Annotated in this window: 17 protein-coding genes; 5 read left to right on the forward strand and 12 right to left on the reverse strand. The window is 64.6% G+C overall.

Annotated features, from left to right (window positions below; all coding sequences use genetic code 11):
* Window positions 1-37 precede the first annotated feature (37 nt).
* Window positions 38-1,417, reverse strand: coding sequence for an L-serine ammonia-lyase (locus HUS66_RS00860; protein WP_175069107.1), 1,380 nt, complete (start codon window positions 1,415-1,417; stop codon window positions 38-40).
* A gap of 161 nt (window positions 1,418-1,578) precedes the next feature.
* Here HUS66_RS00860 and HUS66_RS00865 point away from each other — a divergent pair, with 161 nt between their 5' ends.
* Both HUS66_RS00865 and HUS66_RS00870 read left to right on the forward strand, forming a co-directional pair.
* Complete coding sequence (locus HUS66_RS00865) at window positions 1,579-2,502, forward strand: LysR substrate-binding domain-containing protein (protein ID WP_175069108.1); 924 nt, start codon at window positions 1,579-1,581, stop codon at window positions 2,500-2,502.
* Window positions 2,503-2,602: 100 nt separating this feature from the next.
* Window positions 2,603-3,247 carry a hypothetical protein gene (locus tag HUS66_RS00870; protein WP_175069109.1) on the forward strand — a complete coding sequence of 215 codons (645 nt, stop codon included), beginning with the start codon at window positions 2,603-2,605 and terminating at the stop codon, window positions 3,245-3,247.
* A 121-nt stretch (window positions 3,248-3,368) separates the two neighbouring features.
* Here HUS66_RS00870 and rpoD read toward each other — a convergent pair whose 3' ends face one another.
* From rpoD to rpsU, 3 genes are all read right to left on the reverse strand, one after another.
* The gene (gene rpoD / locus HUS66_RS00875) at window positions 3,369-5,213 is read right to left on the reverse strand and encodes an RNA polymerase sigma factor RpoD (protein ID WP_175069110.1); all 1,845 of its coding nucleotides are present in this window, start codon (window positions 5,211-5,213) and stop codon (window positions 3,369-3,371) included.
* A 234-nt stretch (window positions 5,214-5,447) separates the two neighbouring features.
* On the reverse strand, window positions 5,448-7,292 hold the full coding sequence (gene dnaG, locus HUS66_RS00880; protein ID WP_254628638.1) for a DNA primase: 1,845 nt from the start codon (window positions 7,290-7,292) through the stop codon (window positions 5,448-5,450).
* 134 nt (window positions 7,293-7,426) lie between these two features.
* Window positions 7,427-7,642, reverse strand: coding sequence for a 30S ribosomal protein S21 (gene rpsU / locus HUS66_RS00885; RefSeq protein WP_016416934.1), 216 nt, complete (start codon window positions 7,640-7,642; stop codon window positions 7,427-7,429).
* A 295-nt stretch (window positions 7,643-7,937) separates the two neighbouring features.
* Between rpsU and tsaD the strand changes: the two genes are divergently transcribed.
* Window positions 7,938-8,969, forward strand: a complete 1,032-nt coding sequence (tsaD, locus tag HUS66_RS00890; RefSeq protein ID WP_175069111.1) for a tRNA (adenosine(37)-N6)-threonylcarbamoyltransferase complex transferase subunit TsaD — start codon at window positions 7,938-7,940, stop codon at window positions 8,967-8,969.
* Window positions 8,970-9,386: 417 nt separating this feature from the next.
* On the opposite strand, the gene plsY is transcribed toward tsaD, so the two are convergent.
* Window positions 9,387-10,007, reverse strand: a complete 621-nt coding sequence (plsY, locus tag HUS66_RS00895; RefSeq protein ID WP_175069112.1) for a glycerol-3-phosphate 1-O-acyltransferase PlsY — start codon at window positions 10,005-10,007, stop codon at window positions 9,387-9,389.
* A gap of 103 nt (window positions 10,008-10,110) precedes the next feature.
* Here plsY and folB point away from each other — a divergent pair, with 103 nt between their 5' ends.
* Both folB and folK read left to right on the forward strand, forming a co-directional pair.
* The gene (gene folB, locus HUS66_RS00900) at window positions 10,111-10,467 is read left to right on the forward strand and encodes a dihydroneopterin aldolase (RefSeq protein ID WP_175069113.1); all 357 of its coding nucleotides are present in this window, start codon (window positions 10,111-10,113) and stop codon (window positions 10,465-10,467) included.
* Window positions 10,464-10,985: a 2-amino-4-hydroxy-6-hydroxymethyldihydropteridine diphosphokinase gene (gene folK / locus HUS66_RS00905; protein WP_175069114.1), complete on the forward strand. Its 522-nt coding sequence runs from the start codon at window positions 10,464-10,466 to the stop codon at window positions 10,983-10,985. The genes folB and folK overlap by 4 nt, the downstream gene beginning before the upstream one ends.
* Before the next feature lie 89 nt (window positions 10,986-11,074).
* Here the strand turns inward: folK and HUS66_RS00910 are convergent, their stop codons facing one another.
* The 7 genes from HUS66_RS00910 to HUS66_RS00940 all read right to left on the reverse strand — a co-directional run bounded on the left by HUS66_RS00910 (window position 11,075) and on the right by HUS66_RS00940 (window position 16,893).
* Window positions 11,075-12,259, reverse strand: coding sequence for a polynucleotide adenylyltransferase (locus HUS66_RS00910; RefSeq protein WP_175069115.1), 1,185 nt, complete (start codon window positions 12,257-12,259; stop codon window positions 11,075-11,077).
* Entirely contained in the window at window positions 12,256-12,594 is a 339-nt protein-coding gene (glpE, locus tag HUS66_RS00915; RefSeq protein ID WP_175069116.1) for a thiosulfate sulfurtransferase GlpE, read from the reverse strand. Before glpE ends, HUS66_RS00910 begins: the two co-directional genes overlap by 4 nt.
* 55 nt (window positions 12,595-12,649) lie before the next feature.
* Entirely contained in the window at window positions 12,650-13,471 is an 822-nt protein-coding gene (locus HUS66_RS00920; protein ID WP_175069117.1) for a symmetrical bis(5'-nucleosyl)-tetraphosphatase, read from the reverse strand.
* Window positions 13,472-13,518: 47 nt separating this feature from the next.
* On the reverse strand, window positions 13,519-13,917 hold the full coding sequence (apaG, locus tag HUS66_RS00925; protein WP_425340061.1) for a Co2+/Mg2+ efflux protein ApaG: 399 nt from the start codon (window positions 13,915-13,917) through the stop codon (window positions 13,519-13,521).
* On the reverse strand, window positions 13,914-14,720 hold the full coding sequence (gene rsmA, locus HUS66_RS00930) for a 16S rRNA (adenine(1518)-N(6)/adenine(1519)-N(6))-dimethyltransferase RsmA (RefSeq protein ID WP_175069118.1): 807 nt from the start codon (window positions 14,718-14,720) through the stop codon (window positions 13,914-13,916). Before rsmA ends, apaG begins: the two co-directional genes overlap by 4 nt.
* A gap of 116 nt (window positions 14,721-14,836) precedes the next feature.
* Window positions 14,837-15,904: a 4-hydroxythreonine-4-phosphate dehydrogenase PdxA gene (gene pdxA / locus HUS66_RS00935; protein ID WP_175069119.1), complete on the reverse strand. Its 1,068-nt coding sequence runs from the start codon at window positions 15,902-15,904 to the stop codon at window positions 14,837-14,839.
* Window positions 15,901-16,893: a peptidylprolyl isomerase gene (locus tag HUS66_RS00940; protein WP_175069120.1), complete on the reverse strand. Its 993-nt coding sequence runs from the start codon at window positions 16,891-16,893 to the stop codon at window positions 15,901-15,903. The genes pdxA and HUS66_RS00940 overlap by 4 nt, the downstream gene beginning before the upstream one ends.
* Window positions 16,894-16,927 lie beyond the last annotated feature (34 nt).

A 16,927-nucleotide genomic window follows, 5' to 3' on the forward strand; every position in this document is an offset into this window, starting at 1 on the left:
CAAAGGGTTGATCGTCAGCGGGCAAAGCCCGCCGGCTTCAGCATTCGATGGCGTTGACGGCCAAGCCGCCGCGTGAGGTTTCCTTGTACTTGTCCTGCATGTCGCGGCCGGTGTCGCGCATGGTGCGGATCGCCTTGTCCAGCGAGATGAAGTGCTCGCCGTCGCCGCGCAAGGCCATCTGGGCGGCGTTGATGGCCTTCACCGAGGCGATGGCGTTGCGCTCGATGCAGGGTACCTGCACCAAGCCGCCGACCGGGTCGCAGGTCAGTCCCAGGTTGTGCTCGAGGCCGATCTCGGCGGCGTTTTCCACCTGGCCGATGCTGCCGCCCATGACCTCGGCGAGCCCCGCAGCGGCCATCGCACAGGCCGAGCCGACCTCGCCCTGACAGCCCACCTCGGCGCCGGAAATCGAGGCATTCTTCTTGCACAGAATGCCCACGGCACCGGCGACCAGCAGGAAATCGACCACGTCGCGTTCGCAGGCGTCGGGCTGAAACTTCATGTAGTAGTGCAGTACCGCCGGAATGATGCCCGCAGCCCCGTTGGTGGGTGCGGTCACCATGCGCCCGCCGGCGGCGTTCTCCTCGTTGACCGCCAGGGCGAAAACGTTGACCCAGTCCATCGCCGAGAAGGTCGAGGTGATCAGGCTGTGACTGCCCTCCATGGCCACCAGACGACGATGCAACGAGGCGGCCCGCCGCTTGACGTTGAGCCCACCGGGCAATACGCCTTCGTTGGCGAAGCCGGTCTCCACGCACTCGCACATCGCCTGCCAGATCGTCCATAGGCCATCGCGGATATCCTGCTCACTGCGCCAGGCCTTCTCGTTCTCGAGCATCAACTCCGAGATGCGCATGTCATGCATGCGACACAGCGCCAGCAGTTCACCGGCACTATTAAAATCGTAGGGCAGCGGCGTGATATCGGTGTCCAGCGAACCACCCTGAGCCTGGGCCTCGTCGATCACGAAGCCGCCGCCCACCGAGTAGTAAGTATTGCAGTACAGCTCGTCGCTGTGGCCGTAAGCGATCAGGCGCATGGCGTTGGGGTGATGCGGCAGGCATTCATCCAATAGCTGCATGTCGCGGCCCCACAGGAAGGGGATGGCCAAGCGGTTGTCGAGCAGCAGGGTATGAGATTCCAGCAGCTCTTCGATGCAGGGGCCGATAATCGTCGTGTCAATCTTACTCGGCAGCTCCCCCATCAGCCCCATGATCACCGCCCGATCGGTGCCGTGACCGATGCCGGTGGCCGACAGCGAGCCGTACAAGCGTACTTCGATACGCGCCACCCGCTCCAGCAGGTCATGGGCCCGCAGTTCCTCGACGAAATCATGAGCGGCCTGCATCGGACCCACGGTGTGGGAGCTCGACGGCCCGATGCCGATCTTGAACAGGTCGAAGACGCTGATGGACATGGTTTACCTCATCGCAGTGGAACATGGCGCGGGGCCGGAGCCCTGTTAGGATCAATATGGCTAAAGCCGATTCCCGGCCTGACCAGATGAACCTATAGTGGGCCGGCGCAGACCCCGATACAATCCAGAAATACTCGCCACGACTTTAGAATAACTAAACCATGAGCCGCTCACTCAACTCGCAGACCCATGCCTGGCTGAAGGTCTTTTCGGTCAGCGCCCGTCACCTGTCTTTCACCCGTGCCGCCGAGGAACTGCACGTCACCACCGGCGCGGTCAGCCAGCAGATCAAGCAGCTCGAAGAACGGCTCGGCTTCAAGCTGTTCCGGCGCCTGCCGCGACGCCTGGAACTCACCGACGAGGGCCTGCGACTGTCACTGGTGGTCGACGACGCCTATCAGGCCGTGGGGCTCGAGGTCCGCCGACTGCGCAGCGGCGTGATGAGCGGCATTCTCAGGCTGCGTTCGGTGCCATCTTTCCTCGCCAAGTGGTTGATGCCACGACTGCCGCGACTGCAGGCCCGCTTTCCGGACATCGAACTTCAGGTGGTCGCCGAGGACAGCAACATCTCGCTGCGCGAGGGCGACTTCGACCTGGCGCTGGACCTCAACGACGGCCAGTATCCCGGCCTCGCCATCACGCCGCTGATGGACGAGGTGATCTTCCCCGTCTGCGCACCGAGCCTGTTGCGCGGCAAGCCCCCGCTACGCAAGCCGGACGACCTGGCCTGGTACCCGCTGCTGCATGACGTCACCGCCTGGCGCGGCAGCAGCGACTATGCGGAATGGGAGCATTTCCTGCGTGAGATCGACGCCCCCCACGTCAGCGTGCGGCGGGGCTACACTTTCAACCGCAACCAGTTGACCATGGATGCGGCCATCGCCGGCATGGGGGTCGCCATCGCCCGCCAGACCCTGATCACCAACGAATTGAAGACCGGCGCACTGATCGCCCCCTTCGCCCAACGGGTGGCCACCGGCAAGCGCTACGGCATCGTCCATGTTCCCGGAGCCCTGGATGACCGGCGGGTAAAAGCGGTACACGACTGGCTGGTCGAGGAGGCGCAGCGGCCGACAGCCCACTAGGACGCAGATCGAGTGGTCACGACAGTATTGTGTGAGATAAAATAGCGAACTAACTAAATCGCTGTATTTCCGTACCGCCTACAAAGGATCGGCTGCTCGCATGACCCCTGATACCATCGGCTTCGGCGCCACCTGCCTTCGCGCATTGCTCTATATCCTACTGACCGCCGCCCTTGTGCAGGGGGTCTATCTGGAAGTCCTTTATCTGCCGGATATCCGGCTCTCCGAGCAAGGCTTCACCGAATATGCCCAATCGGCCCTCCTCGCCACCAGCGTCGCCTTGCTGGCCTACGTCCGTCTCGGGCGGCGCCAGCTGCCGACCGTCAGCCTGCTGATGATGGCCTTTCTCGGCGCCTCACTGGTCCGCGAGCAGGATGCCCTGCTCGATACCCACGTCTTCGATGGCGCCTGGCAGGTGATCGTCAGCCTGATCGTAGTGCCCAGCCTGTTCGTGGTGATCCGCCGCCGAGCAGCCTTCCTCGTCGAGTTCGAAGGCTATGCCAATAGCTTCTCGTTCGGCCTGTTTGCCGCCGGTTTCCTGGTCACCTATGTGTTCTCGCGCCTCTATGGCCGCAGCGAGATGTGGATGGCGATCCTTGGCGACGCCTATACGCGGCATTTCAAGGATGCCGCGGAGGAAATCACCGAACTGCTCGGCTATGCACTGCTGCTGTTTGCGGTGATCGAACTCGTCCTACTGGTACGGCGTCGAGTGCTGGCCGCACAGGACTGCAACGCCGACTGACCGGGCGCGGACAAGGACGGGATCACGTCCAGCTAGACACGCAAAAGCGCCCGCAAGCGAGGCTTGCGGGCGCTTTCATGTCCAGCAGCGAGATGGCCGCCTGCGGCGTCCAGCCCGGGTCTTACTCGTCGAGGAAGGAGCGCAGCGACTCGGAGCGCGAGGGGTGGCGCAGCTTGCGCAGCGCCTTGGCCTCGATCTGACGGATACGCTCACGGGTCACATCGAACTGCTTGCCGACCTCCTCGAGGGTGTGGTCGGTGTTCATGTCGATGCCGAAGCGCATACGCAGTACCTTGGCCTCGCGAGCGGTCAAACCACCCAGCACGTTGCGGGTTGCCTCGATCAGCCCCTCGCCGGTGGCCAAGTCGATGGGCAGCAGCATGGTGCCGTCCTCGATGAAGTCACCCAGGTGCGAATCGTCATCGTCACCGATCGGCGTCTCCATGGAGATCGGTTCCTTGGCGATCTTGAGCACCTTGCGGACCTTGTCCTCGGGCATCTCCAGGCGTTCGCCAAGCTCTTCCGGCGTCGGTTCGCGGCCCATCTCCTGCAGCATCTGCCGCGATACGCGGTTGAGCTTGTTGATGGTCTCGATCATGTGCACCGGAATACGGATGGTTCGCGCCTGATCAGCGATCGAACGAGTGATCGCCTGACGAATCCACCAGGTGGCGTAGGTCGAGAACTTGTAACCGCGACGATATTCGAACTTGTCGACCGCCTTCATCAGGCCGATGTTGCCTTCCTGAATCAAGTCGAGGAACTGCAGGCCACGATTGGTATACTTCTTGGCAATCGAGATCACCAGACGCAGGTTGGCCTCGACCATTTCCTTCTTGGCCCGGCGTGCCTTGGCCTCACCGATCGACAGGCGACGATTGACCTCTTTCAGTTCCGGCACCTGCAGCTGGACCATGTCCTCTTCGAAGGCGATCTTGCGCTGCGCGCGGGCGACGTCGCCCCGGAACGGTTCAAGACGATCCTTGAAGCGCGCATTGGCCTCGAAGAACTCATCTAGCCATTCGCTGCGCGACTCATTGCCGGGGAATGACTTGATGAAGGTCTTGCGCGGCACCTTACCCTTCTTGACGAAGAGCTGCAGGATTGCCTTCTCCTGATTACGGACCTGCTCGACGCTGATCCGCACCTGACCGACCAGGCGCTCGAAATGCTTGGGCACCAGCTTGATCGGCGAGAACAGCTCGGCGAGACGCGCCTGTTCGGCATTGGCCTGCTTGGAGCCACGGCCGTGTTTCTCGAGGGCTGCCTGAACGGCCGCGTTCTGCTCACGAATCTGCTCGAAGCGTGCCTTGGCTTCCTCGGGATCGGGACCGCTGGTGGTCTCCTCTTCCTCGGCGTCCTCATCATCTTCGTCGCCGTCGCCGTCGGCGGAATCGCTCACCGGCTCCTCGACGACTTCCGCTTCGGCAACGCCCGGGATGCCCTCATCGGGATCGATGAAGCCGGAGAACAGGTCTGATAGGCGACCGGGCGCCTCTTCGTCCTGCGTGCCGTCATAGACCTCGAGGACGGACTCGACCGCACCCGGCAAGTAGGCCAGGGCCGACATCACCTCACGAGTGCCTTCCTCGATGCGCTTGGCGATCTTGATCTCGCCTTCGCGGGTCAGCAGTTCGACAGTGCCCATCTCGCGCATGTACATGCGCACGGGGTCGGTGGTGCGGCCGACATCGCTTTCCACTGCCGCCAATGCCGCCACTGCCTCTTCGGCCGCGTGCTCATCGGTGGAGTGGTCCGCCATCATCAAAGTGTCTTCATCGGGGGCTTCTTCAACGACATTGATACCCATGTCGTTGATCATGCCGATGATGTCTTCCACTTGATCCGGGTCGGCGATATCCTCAGGAAGGTGGTCGTTGACCTCGGCATAGGTCAGGTAACCCTGTTCCTTGCCGCGCGCGATCAACTCCTTCAGACGTGACTGCTGCTGCGCATTTCCAGCCATAGAAACCCTATCTCGACGAAGAAGAATGAAGCACCCGAACGATCAGGCATGAAAAAATCCATAAAGCCGATCAGTATAGCGGTAAGATGGGCTATTCCGCCAGTATTGCGTTTGCGGTGCCGTTCAGGTGTGTTAGGTTGTTGGGTTGTGCTCGGGATTGAGCATTGCGATACAGCCTTAGATGGTGTTGGTACGCAACAATTCAACCCCGCCCCACATTTGTGTCGACGCTCGTCAGCGGTTGAGTGACATAAGCAACTCCATCAGGCGCTGCTTCTCTTCCCGCGACAGCCGCTGCCCGCCCTTTTCCTTGGCCAACAAGGCCGCGTACTCGCTTTCCGGCGTCTGACGCGACTGGGCCCGACAAAAGTGCTGCACCAGTCCATCCAGCTCGGTCGCCCGCGCCGCCGGCGGCATCAAGAGCTCGCGCCGCGCCAGTTGCGCCAGGCGCTCGCCCTCCTGAGTGCCATGAAAGTGCGCCAGTAGCACTTGCACGCTGCGATAGCGCCCGGCTCGCAGCAGCTTGACCAACGCCTTGAGCAACGCCCCATCGCCGTCTTCCTCGGGACACCAATCCAGTGACTCAGGCAGTCTGTCGACCAGGGTCGGTTCATGCACCAAGAGCTGCAGCGCCCGGGCTATCAGGCTCATGGCGCCGCTGCGCTTTGCAGCGACGGGCGCGCGCCCTCGGGCTACCTGCCCATCGGAGCTGTTCCAGGCGTCGGCGGGCATATCGTCCTGCGCCTCCAGGCCATTGGGCTCTGCCGGCGCCTTGGCGGCCAGCAGCGCCGTAAAGCGCGCCTGGTCGACGCCGGTGCGCGAGGACAGTTCGCTTAACATCAGCGACTTCAGCACACCCTCCGGCAGCTGTTCGATGGCCCTGAGCACCTGACTGGCATAACGCTCACGATCCTCGACGCTTGCCAGGTCGCGTCCGCGGCCGGCCTGTTCGAACAGGAACTCCGACAGCGGGCTGGCGCAGGTCACTCTATCCTGAAAAGCGTCGGGGCCTTCCCGGCGCACCAGACTATCCGGATCCTCGCCCTCGGGCAGGAACAGGAATCGAGCCTGACGCCCATCGATCATCAACGGCAGCACAGTGGCCAGCGCTCGGCTGGCGGCCTGGCGACCGGCCTGGTCACCATCGAAGCAGAACACCACTTCGCCGACCATGCGAAACAGCCGTGTCAGGTGCTCCTCACTGGTCGAGGTGCCAAGCGTGGCCACGGCGTTGCGAATGCCGAACTGGGCAAGCGCCACCACGTCCATATAGCCTTCGACGATCAGCACCCGCTCAAGGTTGCGATTCGCCTGGCGGGCTTCATAAAGCCCGTAGAGCTCGCGGCCCTTGTGAAACACCGGGCTTTCCGGCGAGTTCAGATACTTGGGCTTGGCGTCGCCGAGCACCCGGCCGCCAAAGGCAATGGTACGCCCCTTGAAATCGCGAATCGGGAACACGACCCGATCACGAAAGCGATCATAAGTGCGGCCGCTATCCTCGCGATGAACGAGCAGACCATACTCGACCTGCACCGCCTCCGAGACACCCTGGCTGGAGAGGTGCCGCTTGAGCGCCTCCCAGTCATCGGGGGCATAGCCGATGGCGAACTCCGCCTGCACTTCGGGCGATAAGTCGCGCCTTTCCAGATATCCCCTGGCCTGCTCGGCCTCGGGCATCTTCAGCCGCTCACGGAAGAAACTCGCCGCCAGCTCCAGAAGATTGACGCCTTCCTTGCGCTTCTGTTCCCGAGCCTGAGCACGAGGGTCGTCGGCACCTTCCCGAGGCACCTCCAACCCCTGGCGCGCGGCCAACTGCTCGACGGCCTCGGGAAAGCGCAGGTTGTCGTACTCCATCAGGAAGCGCAGCGCGTTGCCGTGCGCCCCGCAGCCGAAGCAGTGATAGAACTGCTTATCCTGGCTGACGGTGAAAGAGGGTGACTTTTCCTGATGGAAGGGACATAACCCCGCGTGGTTGCGCCCATTCTTCTTGAGCGTTACCCGCTCACCAACGACCTCGACCACGTCCACACGGGCGAGCAGGTCATCGATGAAGCGTTGCGGGATCTGGCCCATGGCCATCGCGAGTCATCCTGAAAAACGACGATAAGTGCCCGCGACGGGGCGTCCCGAAGCGACCACTAGAAAAACAAACGGCCACCGTATGGCGGCCGCTTGGCATCCCTCTAGGACGGCATGGCCGCCCTTAGTACGGATTAATACAGCCGTTCGAAACGCTTGCGCTCGCGCTGGAGCTTCTTGGCGTGACGCTTGACGGCGGCAGCAGCCTTGCGCTTGCGCTCGGCGGTCGGCTTCTCGTAGTGCTCGCGACGACGCACTTCGGACAGAACACCGGCTTTTTCGCAGGAACGCTTGAAGCGACGCAGCGCGACGTCGAACGGCTCGTTATCACGTACTTTGACAGAAGGCATTAAGCACTCACCTACCTTGGAATCATGAGTTCGGTTTGAACGCACGCCTCGAGCCTCATCGCATCGCTTGAAACATAACGTCCGAGCCGCCTTGGGGCGACGCAGGGAATCATGAGGAAGAAGCAAGATGCGGGGTGGAACCCGGGCGCACGACCCAGTCATACAGCGCACAGTATTCTAGTCGTGGCCAGACGACATTGCAAACCTTGATGCCCAGCCAGTGCCCGATGCCGCCCAAAGCACGTATAATGCGTGGTTTACTGTTAGCCAGATACCATGAGCCTGGGGCCTTACCATGCGCGTATTAGGGATCGAGACATCCTGCGACGAGACCGGCGTTGCCCTCTTTGACACCGAGCGCGGCCTGGTCGCCGACGCTCTCTACAGCCAGATCGCCATGCACGCCGATTACGGCGGCGTGGTGCCGGAACTCGCCTCCCGCGACCACACCCGCAAGCTGCTGCCGCTGATCGAGGACGTCCTGAACGACGCCGGCATGACGCGTGCCGAGCTCGACGGCATCGCCTATACCGCGGGCCCGGGACTGGTTGGCGCCCTGATGGTCGGTGCCTCCACGGCCCATGGCCTGGCCCGGGCACTGAATATCCCGGTGCTCGGCGTACATCATATGGAAGGCCACCTGCTGGCCCCCATGCTCGAAGATGAGCCGCCGGCGTTTCCCTTCGTTGCTCTGCTGGTGTCGGGCGGCCACACCCAACTGGTCGAGGTGCGCGGACTCGGCGACTATAAACTACTGGGCGAATCGGTGGACGATGCCGCCGGCGAAGCCTTCGACAAGGCCGCCAAGATGCTGGACCTCGAGTACCCCGGCGGACCCAACGTGGCGCGCCTGGCCGAACTGGGTGACCCGACGCGCTTTCGCTTTCCGCGCCCGATGACCGATCGGCCGGGACTCGACTTCAGCTTCTCCGGGCTCAAGACCCATACCCTGACCGCGATTCGCTCGCTCAGGGAAGCCGACCAGCTCGATGATCAGGCCCGCGCCGATGTCGCCCGAGCCTTCGAGGAGGCCGTGGTCGATACACTGGTGATCAAGTGCCGACGCGCTCTGGATGCCACCGGCTTGAAGCGCCTGGTGGTCGCGGGGGGCGTCAGCGCCAACACTCGGCTTCGCGAGCGCCTGGCCGTGGAGACCGACAAGCGCGGCGCCAAGGCCTTCTATCCCCGCGGGCGCTTCTGCACCGATAACGGCGCGATGATTGCTTATGTGGGCGCCCAACGGCTGCTGGCCGGTGAACGGGACGACCGTGCCATGCGTGCCGTGCCGCGCTGGCCGCTGGATCAGTTGATGCCGGCCGGGCACTGACCACGATTCAGCTCCATGATTGCGCTCTTAACGGTTCCGGCGCCCAACGGCTGCTGGCCGGTGAACGGGACGACCGTGCCATGCGCGCCGTGCCGCGCTGGCCGCTGGATCAGTTGATGCCGGCCGGGCACTGACCACGATTCAGCTCCATGATTGCGCTCTTAACGGTTCCGGCGCGCAACGGCTGCTGGCCGGCGAGCGAGACGACAGCGCCATGCGGGCGGTGCCACGCTGGCCGCTGGATCAGTTGACGCCAGCCGGGCACTGATCACGGCTCACAGCCATGATCGCGCTCTCTAAGGTTCCAGCGCTCAACGGCTGTTGGCCGGTGAACGGGACGACAGCGCCATGCGCGCCGTGCCGCGCTGGCCGCTGGATCAGTTGATGCCGGCCGGGCACACCCCAGCCTGACCGGCTCTAATCCTCGTCACGGGCGCTATCCGCCGATAGCGCCTGTTCACCGCCACGACCAAGGCGCTGAATATTCCACACGTGACGCACCAGCACCAGCAGCGCGAAGACGACGATCACACCGCCATACTCCGGCGCCAGCCACAGGCTGACCAGCGGTGCGAGGGTCGCACTGGCCAGCGACGCCACCGAGGCGGTACGCCCCCGCCAGGCAAGCAGTACCCAGCAGACGGCACTGACCAATGCCACTCCGGGCGCCAGCACCAGCAACACCCCAAAGGCGCTGGCCACCGCCTTGCCGCCGCGAAAGTGGTGCCAGGGCGGATAGCTGTGGCCCAGCAGCACGGCAAGCCCCACCATGCCCTGGGCCCAGGGCGTTAGTCCCAGCGCCTGGGCGGCGAACAGCACCGGCATGCCCTTGGCGGCATCCAGCATCAATGTCGCCAGCGCCAGCCGGGGTCCATAGAGACGCAAGACATTGGAAAACCCCGGGTTGCGCGAGCCGGCCAGGCGCGGGTCGCGCAACCCGGCCAGCCGGCATACGGCCAGCGCGCCCAAGGCGCTGCCGCTAAGATAGCCCAGCGCCAGCAGCGGTCCCAGCACAAGGGCCAGATGACTTGGCGACATGTGGGTCCTCCTGAAGGTCGCGGTCAGTCATGATTCTGCCCGCGGACTCACGTACAATCGAGCGCCGGCAATTCTTACAGACCGACAGGTGGGGGATGCATTGATGGATTGCGTGCTGATCGAGGCGCTCGAAGTAGACACCGTGATCGGAGTCTACGACTGGGAGCGCGACATACTCCAGCGCCTGGTCCTCGACCTGGAGCTGGCTACCGACATTCGCCCTGCCGCGGCCGATGACGATATCGCCAAGACACTCGACTATGCGGCCATCAGCGAGCGCATCGCGACCTTCGCCGGCGAGCATGACTTCGCCCTGGTGGAGACCTTTGCCGAGCGCCTGGCCGCCACCCTGCGGGAAGAATTCGACATCGCCTGGCTGACCCTCACGGTGCGCAAGCCCGGCGCCGTGGCCAATGCCAGCGCCGTTGGCGTGCGCATCACCCGGGGCGAGGCGTCATGAACCGCGTTACGGTCAGTATCGGCAGCAATATCGAGCGCGAGCAGCATGTCCGGGTCTGCCTCGACGCCCTTCACGCCTCCTTCGGTGAGCTTGCCGTGTCGCGGGTCTTCGAAAGCGAGCCGGTGGGTTTCGAAGACGGGCGCAACTTCTACAACCTGGTGGCGGCCTTTGACAGCAACGCCTCGGTGGGCGAGCTGCAGGCCTGGTGCAAGCGCCTGGAATTCGCCAATGGCCGAGTGAAGAACAGCGCCAAGTTCAGCCCACGCACCCTCGATATCGACCTGCTGACGGTGGGCACACTCACCGGCGAGCATGACGGCATCGAACTGCCTCGCGACGAAATCACCGAGCATGCCTTCGTTCTCAAGCCGCTGGCCGAACTGCTGCCCGAGGCCACCCACCCGCTCAACGGCGAGCGCTATGACCGCCTGTGGCAAGCCTTCGATGCCGGCGACCAGCGCCTGTGGCCGGTGGATTTCCACTGGCGACAGCAGTGGATCTCCCGCGCCGACGACTGACCCCTTATCTCGGCCTGCCACGAGCGCGGCCTCACCCGCCGCCCTCTCACTTCCCTTGCCTTTATCCAGGGGCTGCCCCCAGCCCCCGGTCAGGTACCGGCGGCCAGCACCTCGGCGATCGCCGCCTGGCGCCGCCGATCGAGCTCCTCGCCCAACGCCTTGCCCTTGAAGCCTTCCTCGAGCAACACCTTGGGTGCAATCGCCTGGGCTGCCCGATAGGCCGCGCCCAGCGTGCGGGCGAGCCTGGGCGCGTCCAGCGCCAACAAGGCCAACTGGGGAGCCAGACGCTCGCCGCGCCGCCAGGCATCGATACTGTCATACCAGCCCAGCACCCGGCGCGCAGTGAGCGGGGCGGCCTCACTGTCCAGGCGCAGCGCTCGGGTGCGGGCAGCCTGGCGTGCCAGGTCAGCGTAGGCCTTGGGCAACTTGAGCCGCTCGGCGAGCGCGGCCCTGGCGTCGTCGTCGAGGTGCTCGAGGAGCCGCGCCCAGCGCCAGCGGCGCCGGCCGACCGTCATGCTGTCAGCATCACCTTCGGCCTCGGTCGTCCCATCAGCCTGTGGCGACGGCAGGCAATGCAGCCGCTCCAGGGCGGCGGCCATTGCCTCACGGTCTTCGACCAGCTCCGGCATCAGCACCGCCAGTGCCCCGCAGTCATCGAGGGACGTGAAGTAGGCCTCGGGGGATGGCTCGCCCAGCGCCTTTTCGGTTTCGGTCCAGACCCGCTCGGCAACCAAGTGGCCAAGCTCACCGCTATGGGCGAGTTCGCGCATCAGCGCCAGTGTATCCTCGGCGATCTCGAAGCCTAGACCCCGATAGCGGGCCAGAAAACGTGCAGTGCGCAGCACCCTCAGCGGGTCCTCGACGAAGGCCGGCGAGACGTGACGCAGCCGCCTGGCGGCGAGGTCCCGCTGGCCGTGATAAGGATCAACCAGGGTGCCGTCGACCGACTCGGCCATGGCGTTGATGGTCAGATCACGCCGCGCCAGATCCTCCTCGAGACTGACATCGGGGCTCGCGTGCACCACGAAGCCGGTATAGCCGTGGCCGCGCTTGCGCTCGGTGCGCGCCAGCGCGTATTCCTCGTGGGTGACGGGGTGCAGGAAGACCGGAAAGTCGCGCCCCACTGGCGTGAAACCGCGCCGGGTCATGTCCTCGACACTTGCGCCCACTACCACCCAATCATGGTCATAGACCGGCCACCCCAGGCGCTCATCGCGCACCGCTCCCCCCACGCAATAGACCTCTAGACCGTCAAGGAAACGATCGTCGCTCATGCCGGCGCCGTGGCCACGCGGGTGGGATGCTGGCCGGCCCAGGCGGTAAAGCCGCCGTCCAGGCTGTAGACCTGGGAATAGCCCTGACCGGCGAGCCAGGTAGCCGCCTGCTGGCTGGAATGCCCGTGGTAGCAGACCACCACCAGGGCGGCGTCCTTGGGCGTCTCGTCAAGCAGAGCCCCAACGCTGGTGTTGTCCAGGTGTCGGCTCGCCGGGATATGGCCGCGGGCAAAGCTCATCGGATCACGAATATCGACCAGCGTCAGCGGCTCACCCTCGTCCAGCCAGGCTTTCAGGGTGGCAATGTCCAGGTGCTCGAAGGGCGTCGCGCTCATGGTAACTCCAGGGGAATAGAGGATAAAAACGGCAAGAAGGAAGAACGCGGGGCAGTCAGCCCCGGGCCAGGCTCATTTGACGGATACGCTTGCCAGTGGTTAGGTCCAGCGCGGTCAGGCTGCCCCCCCACACGCATCCGGTATCCAGTGCCTCGGCGCGCACTCGACTGCCCGGGGTCGCCCCTTCCAGGGCCGCCCAATGGCCGAACAGGATATGGGGGTCGTCCTCGCGGGCATAGCTGAACCAGGGGGCGAAGCCATCAGGCGCCGAGTCGAGCCCCTCCTTGGCCGAGAAGTCGAGATGCCCGCCGGGGTCGACAAAGCGCATGCGGGTGAAGGCGTTGACGATGAAGCGCGCACGCTCGATACCGTCGAGATCATCCTGCCAGCGGTTGGGGCGATTGCCATACATCTGGGCAAGGAAGTCGCCAGCGTCGGCGGCGAGCCGGGCCTCGACCTCGGCGGCGAGCGCCTGGGCCTTGGCGGCCGACCATTCGGGGAGCAGCCCGGCATGGCACATCACCCTGTCGCCATCCTGGCGCGGCTCACGCACCATCAGCGGCTGCTGCTGCAACCAGTCGAGCAGCACCTCCCGGTCCGGCGCCTCGAGAATCGGTGCCAGGGTGTCTGAGCGCTTGGTAGAGGCTCCCCCCCGGGCAACCGCCAGCAAATGCAGGTCATGATTGCCGAGTACCACCTGTACCGAATCCCCAAGCGCCATCACCTCGCGCAGGCATTCCAACGAACCTGGTCCACGGTTGACCAGATCGCCGGCCAGCCACAGCCGATCGCGGCCCGGCGCGAAGTCGAGCCGCTCGAGCAGCGCCACGAACTCCCGGTGGCAGCCCTGCAGATCGCCGATCGCATAGGTGGTCATGGCATCTCCTGGTTAGGTAGCGAATAAAACGAGTAATAACGCCGCGTTCAATGCACCTGATGGGGGCCGGCGAGGCGAAAGGGGGCGATGGGCACCTCGATATGCTGCTGAGTCGCGGCATCGACGCAGGTATAGTCACCTTCCATAACGCCCACAGGCCCATCCAGCACCGCGCGGCTGGTATAGGAAAAGGTCTGGCCGGGGCCGATCATGGGCTGCCTGCCCACCACCCCCTTGCCACGCACTTCCTGCACCTTGCCGCTGCTCTGGGTGATTTTCCAATGCCGTGCCAGCAGCTGAACGCTGTGGGACGAGTGGTTATGCACGGTAACGGTGTAACTGAACACGTAGCGGGACTCGGCTTCGTCGGATTCCTCGGCGCGAAAGGCCGGCTCGACATCGACGGAGAGCGCCGCCATCGTCGCCTTGAGGGAACTGTCAGTCATGCGACTTCCTCGGCCAGGTGGTCGGCGATGCGAACGAACTCCTCGACGGAGAGGGTCTGCGGGCGCCGGGTCGGATCGATGCCCAGGGCTTCCAGGGCCTCGGCGGAGACGCGTCCCTTGAGGTTGTTGCGCAGGGTCTTGCGGCGCTGACCAAAGGCCTCGCGGACCAAATCGAACAGCAGGGCCGAATCCTTGGCCGGATGCGGCAAGGTCCCGTGAGGTGTCAGCCGCACGATGGCCGACTCGACCTTGGGCTGCGGCACGAAGGCCTCCGGCGGCACCACGAACAGCGATTCGACCTGACAATGGTATTGCGCCAGCACCGACAGCCGTCCCCAGTGAGTGCTGCCAGGCTCGGCGGCCAGTCGCTCGACCACTTCCTTCTGCAGCATGAAGTGCATGTCGGCAACCGCCCCAGTGGCCTCGAGCAGGTGCACGATCAGCGGCGTGGATATGTTGTAGGGCAGATTGCCCACCACTCGCAACGCCGGGCCGTCGCCGCGCAGGTCGGCGAAGTCGAAGGCCAGGGCATCGCCCTCATGAATCACGAAATCAGGATACTGGAAGAACTGCACACGCAGGCCGGGAATCAAGTCGCGATCGAGCTCGATGACCTCCAGGACGCCGCCGGCAGCCTCGATCAGCGGCTCGGTCAGCGCCCCCTGGCCGGGGCCGATTTCGACCAGGCGCTCGCCGGCACGCGGGTCGATGGCCCGCACGATGCGCGAGATGATGCCCGTATCGCGCAGGAAGTTCTGGCCGAAGCGCTTGCGGGCCCGGTGCATGGGTGGGCGTGAAGACATGCGATGGATGATCCTTTGGTTCTGACAGGAGTTGGCGCTTACCGACAGCGAGTCCAACACCGATTTTCGATGGCAGCCCAGCACGCTTGCGGGAATAAACGCTCGGTTAAGGCCGGCTAGGACAGGGTACCGCAGGCGGCCATCTCGGCCGCCAGATTCAAGGCGACGCGCAGGCTGCCGGCATCCGCGATGCCACGCCCGGCAAGATCCAGGGCGGTGCCGTGGTCCACCGAGGTGCGTACCAGAGGCAGCCCCAGCGTAATGTTAGCGGCACGCCCGAAGCCTGCGTACTTGAGCACGGCGAGTCCCTGGTCATGATACATCGCCAGCACCGCATCGGCGTCATCGAGATGGCGCGGAGTGAAGAGGGTATCGGCGGGATAGGGACCACGCACGTCGAGCCCTTCGGCTGCCAGGCGCTCAAGCGTCGGGGTGATGGTCTCGAGTTCCTCGCGGCCGAGATGACCATCCTCGCCGGCATGGGGATTCAACCCACAGACCTTGAGCCGCGGCGCGGCGAGGCCGAAATAGCGTTTCAGGTCGGCATCGAGAATGCGCAGCACCCGGCTCAGCCCCTCGGCGGTAATGGCATCGGCGACCTCGCGCAGTGGCAGGTGCGTCGTAGCCAGTGCTACCCGCAGGGGGCAACGCACCGGACCACCGAGCTGCCCGTGGAGCGCCTGGTCGGTGGCGAGCATCATCACCACCTCCTCGACCCCGCAGGCATCGCGCAGGTACTCGGTATGGCCGGTAAAGCCGGTCTGGCCACCCTCGATGATCACGCCCTTGTGCAGAGGCGCGGTCACCATGCCCTGGGCCTTTCCCTCGCGACAGGCGGCGACGGCCAGGTCCAGCGTTTCGAGTACATAGGCGCCGTTGGCAGGATCGAGCTCGCCGACACGGCACGGCGCCTTGAGGGCCACCGGCCACACCGGTAGCACGCCGGTGTGCGGCGCCGGCAGCGACTCGCCAGGCTCCAGCACCTTGACGGTTACGCCAAGCCCCAGCTTGCGCGCTCGCTCCTGGAGCAGCGAGGGATCCCCCACCGCCACGACGCTGAAACCTGAGGCATCGCCGGCGCCTGGTGCGCCCATCGCGACGCCCTCGGCGGCCAGCATCAGCGCCAGTTCGGGGCCGACCCCGGCGGGCTCGCCGGTGGTCAGCGCCAGTACCGGCGGATTCATGATGCGCCGGACTCATTCAAGCGATTATCGATGTAGGCACCGGCGCGAATCTCCTGCAGCCAGACCTCCATCTCATCATTGGCCTTGCGCTGGAAGAGGGTCTGGCGGACCTGGTCGCGCTGGGTCAGATTGCGGCCCTGGCCGCCTTCGCGGTCGGCAAGTTTGACCAGGTGGAAGCCGCTGGGGCTTCTGATCGGCGCTGAGACCTCGCCCACATCCAGAGACGGCACCGCATCGGTGAAGATGCTGGGTATCTCGGCAGCCGCACGCCAACCCAGATCGCCGCCGTCGAGCGCCTGGCCGCCGTCGGACTCGGCGGCCGCCAGACTGGCGAAATCGGCGCCATTCTCGAGCTGGCGATGCAAGTCCTCAATCTTGGCGCGAGCGTCGTCGATCTGCGCCTGGCTGGGCGACTGGGGCAGCGCGACCATGATGTGCGACAGGCGATAGCGCACGTCGTCGTTGCCGCCCTGCTGCTCCAGATAGCGGTCCACCTCGCGCTCGCTGACGGTGACCCGACTGGCCACCCGGCGCTGCTGAAGCTGGCGCATCAGGAGCTCACGGCGCACGTCCTCGCGCACCGCAGCCAACGTCAAGCCATCGGCCTCGAGGGTATCGGCGAACTGCTCGAGGCTCATGCCGTTATTCTCGGCGATACCGCGAACCGTGCGATTGAGTTCGGTGTCGTCGACGCTCAGGTTGGCATCACGGGCCATCTGCAGCTGGATTTCCTCGACGATCATGCGATCCAGCACCTGCTGCTCGAGCGCCGCATCGCTTGGCGGTGTAACACCGCGCTGGGAGAGCTGATCACGTGCCCGGGCGACTCGGCTCTCGAGCTCGCTATACATGATCGCGCCCTCGTTGACGACCGCCACGATATGATCGAGCGGTTTTAACTGCTGGGCCGTTGCCGTCAGCGGGGCCACGCCCAAGGGCAGGGCCATCATCAGGGCCATGGCCAGCGGGGCGATCAGTCGACTACGCATATATACCTCATTGACTCGTCTCATGTGTCGATGC

The organism is Onishia taeanensis (assembly GCF_013349955.1).
GTDB classification, from domain to species: domain Bacteria; phylum Pseudomonadota; class Gammaproteobacteria; order Pseudomonadales; family Halomonadaceae; genus Onishia; species Onishia taeanensis_B.

Excerpts from the sequence above, each read along its gene's own strand:
- rpsU (WP_016416934.1), bottom strand. The coding sequence starts at position 7,642 with ATGCCTTCTGTCAAAGTACGTGATAACGAGCCGTTCGACGTCGCGCTG.
- apaG (WP_425340061.1), bottom strand. The coding sequence starts at position 13,917 with ATGACTGACAGTTCCCTCAAGGCGACGATGGCGGCGCTCTCCGTCGAT.
- glpE (WP_175069116.1), bottom strand. The coding sequence starts at position 12,594 with ATGAGCGCGACGCCCTTCGAGCACCTGGACATTGCCACCCTGAAAGCC.
- HUS66_RS00870 (WP_175069109.1), top strand. The coding sequence starts at position 2,603 with ATGACCCCTGATACCATCGGCTTCGGCGCCACCTGCCTTCGCGCATTG.
- dnaG (WP_254628638.1), bottom strand. The coding sequence starts at position 7,292 with ATGGCCATGGGCCAGATCCCGCAACGCTTCATCGATGACCTGCTCGCC.
- HUS66_RS00860 (WP_175069107.1), bottom strand. The coding sequence starts at position 1,417 with ATGTCCATCAGCGTCTTCGACCTGTTCAAGATCGGCATCGGGCCGTCG.
- rsmA (WP_175069118.1), bottom strand. The coding sequence starts at position 14,720 with ATGTCTTCACGCCCACCCATGCACCGGGCCCGCAAGCGCTTCGGCCAG.
- tsaD (WP_175069111.1), top strand. The coding sequence starts at position 7,938 with ATGCGCGTATTAGGGATCGAGACATCCTGCGACGAGACCGGCGTTGCC.
- plsY (WP_175069112.1), bottom strand. The coding sequence starts at position 10,007 with ATGTCGCCAAGTCATCTGGCCCTTGTGCTGGGACCGCTGCTGGCGCTG.
- HUS66_RS00910 (WP_175069115.1), bottom strand. The coding sequence starts at position 12,259 with ATGAGCGACGATCGTTTCCTTGACGGTCTAGAGGTCTATTGCGTGGGG.
- pdxA (WP_175069119.1), bottom strand. The coding sequence starts at position 15,904 with ATGAATCCGCCGGTACTGGCGCTGACCACCGGCGAGCCCGCCGGGGTC.
- HUS66_RS00865 (WP_175069108.1), top strand. The coding sequence starts at position 1,579 with ATGAGCCGCTCACTCAACTCGCAGACCCATGCCTGGCTGAAGGTCTTT.
- folK (WP_175069114.1), top strand. The coding sequence starts at position 10,464 with ATGAACCGCGTTACGGTCAGTATCGGCAGCAATATCGAGCGCGAGCAG.
- folB (WP_175069113.1), top strand. The coding sequence starts at position 10,111 with ATGGATTGCGTGCTGATCGAGGCGCTCGAAGTAGACACCGTGATCGGA.
- rpoD (WP_175069110.1), bottom strand. The coding sequence starts at position 5,213 with ATGGCTGGAAATGCGCAGCAGCAGTCACGTCTGAAGGAGTTGATCGCG.
- HUS66_RS00920 (WP_175069117.1), bottom strand. The coding sequence starts at position 13,471 with ATGACCACCTATGCGATCGGCGATCTGCAGGGCTGCCACCGGGAGTTC.
- HUS66_RS00940 (WP_175069120.1), bottom strand. The coding sequence starts at position 16,893 with ATGCGTAGTCGACTGATCGCCCCGCTGGCCATGGCCCTGATGATGGCC.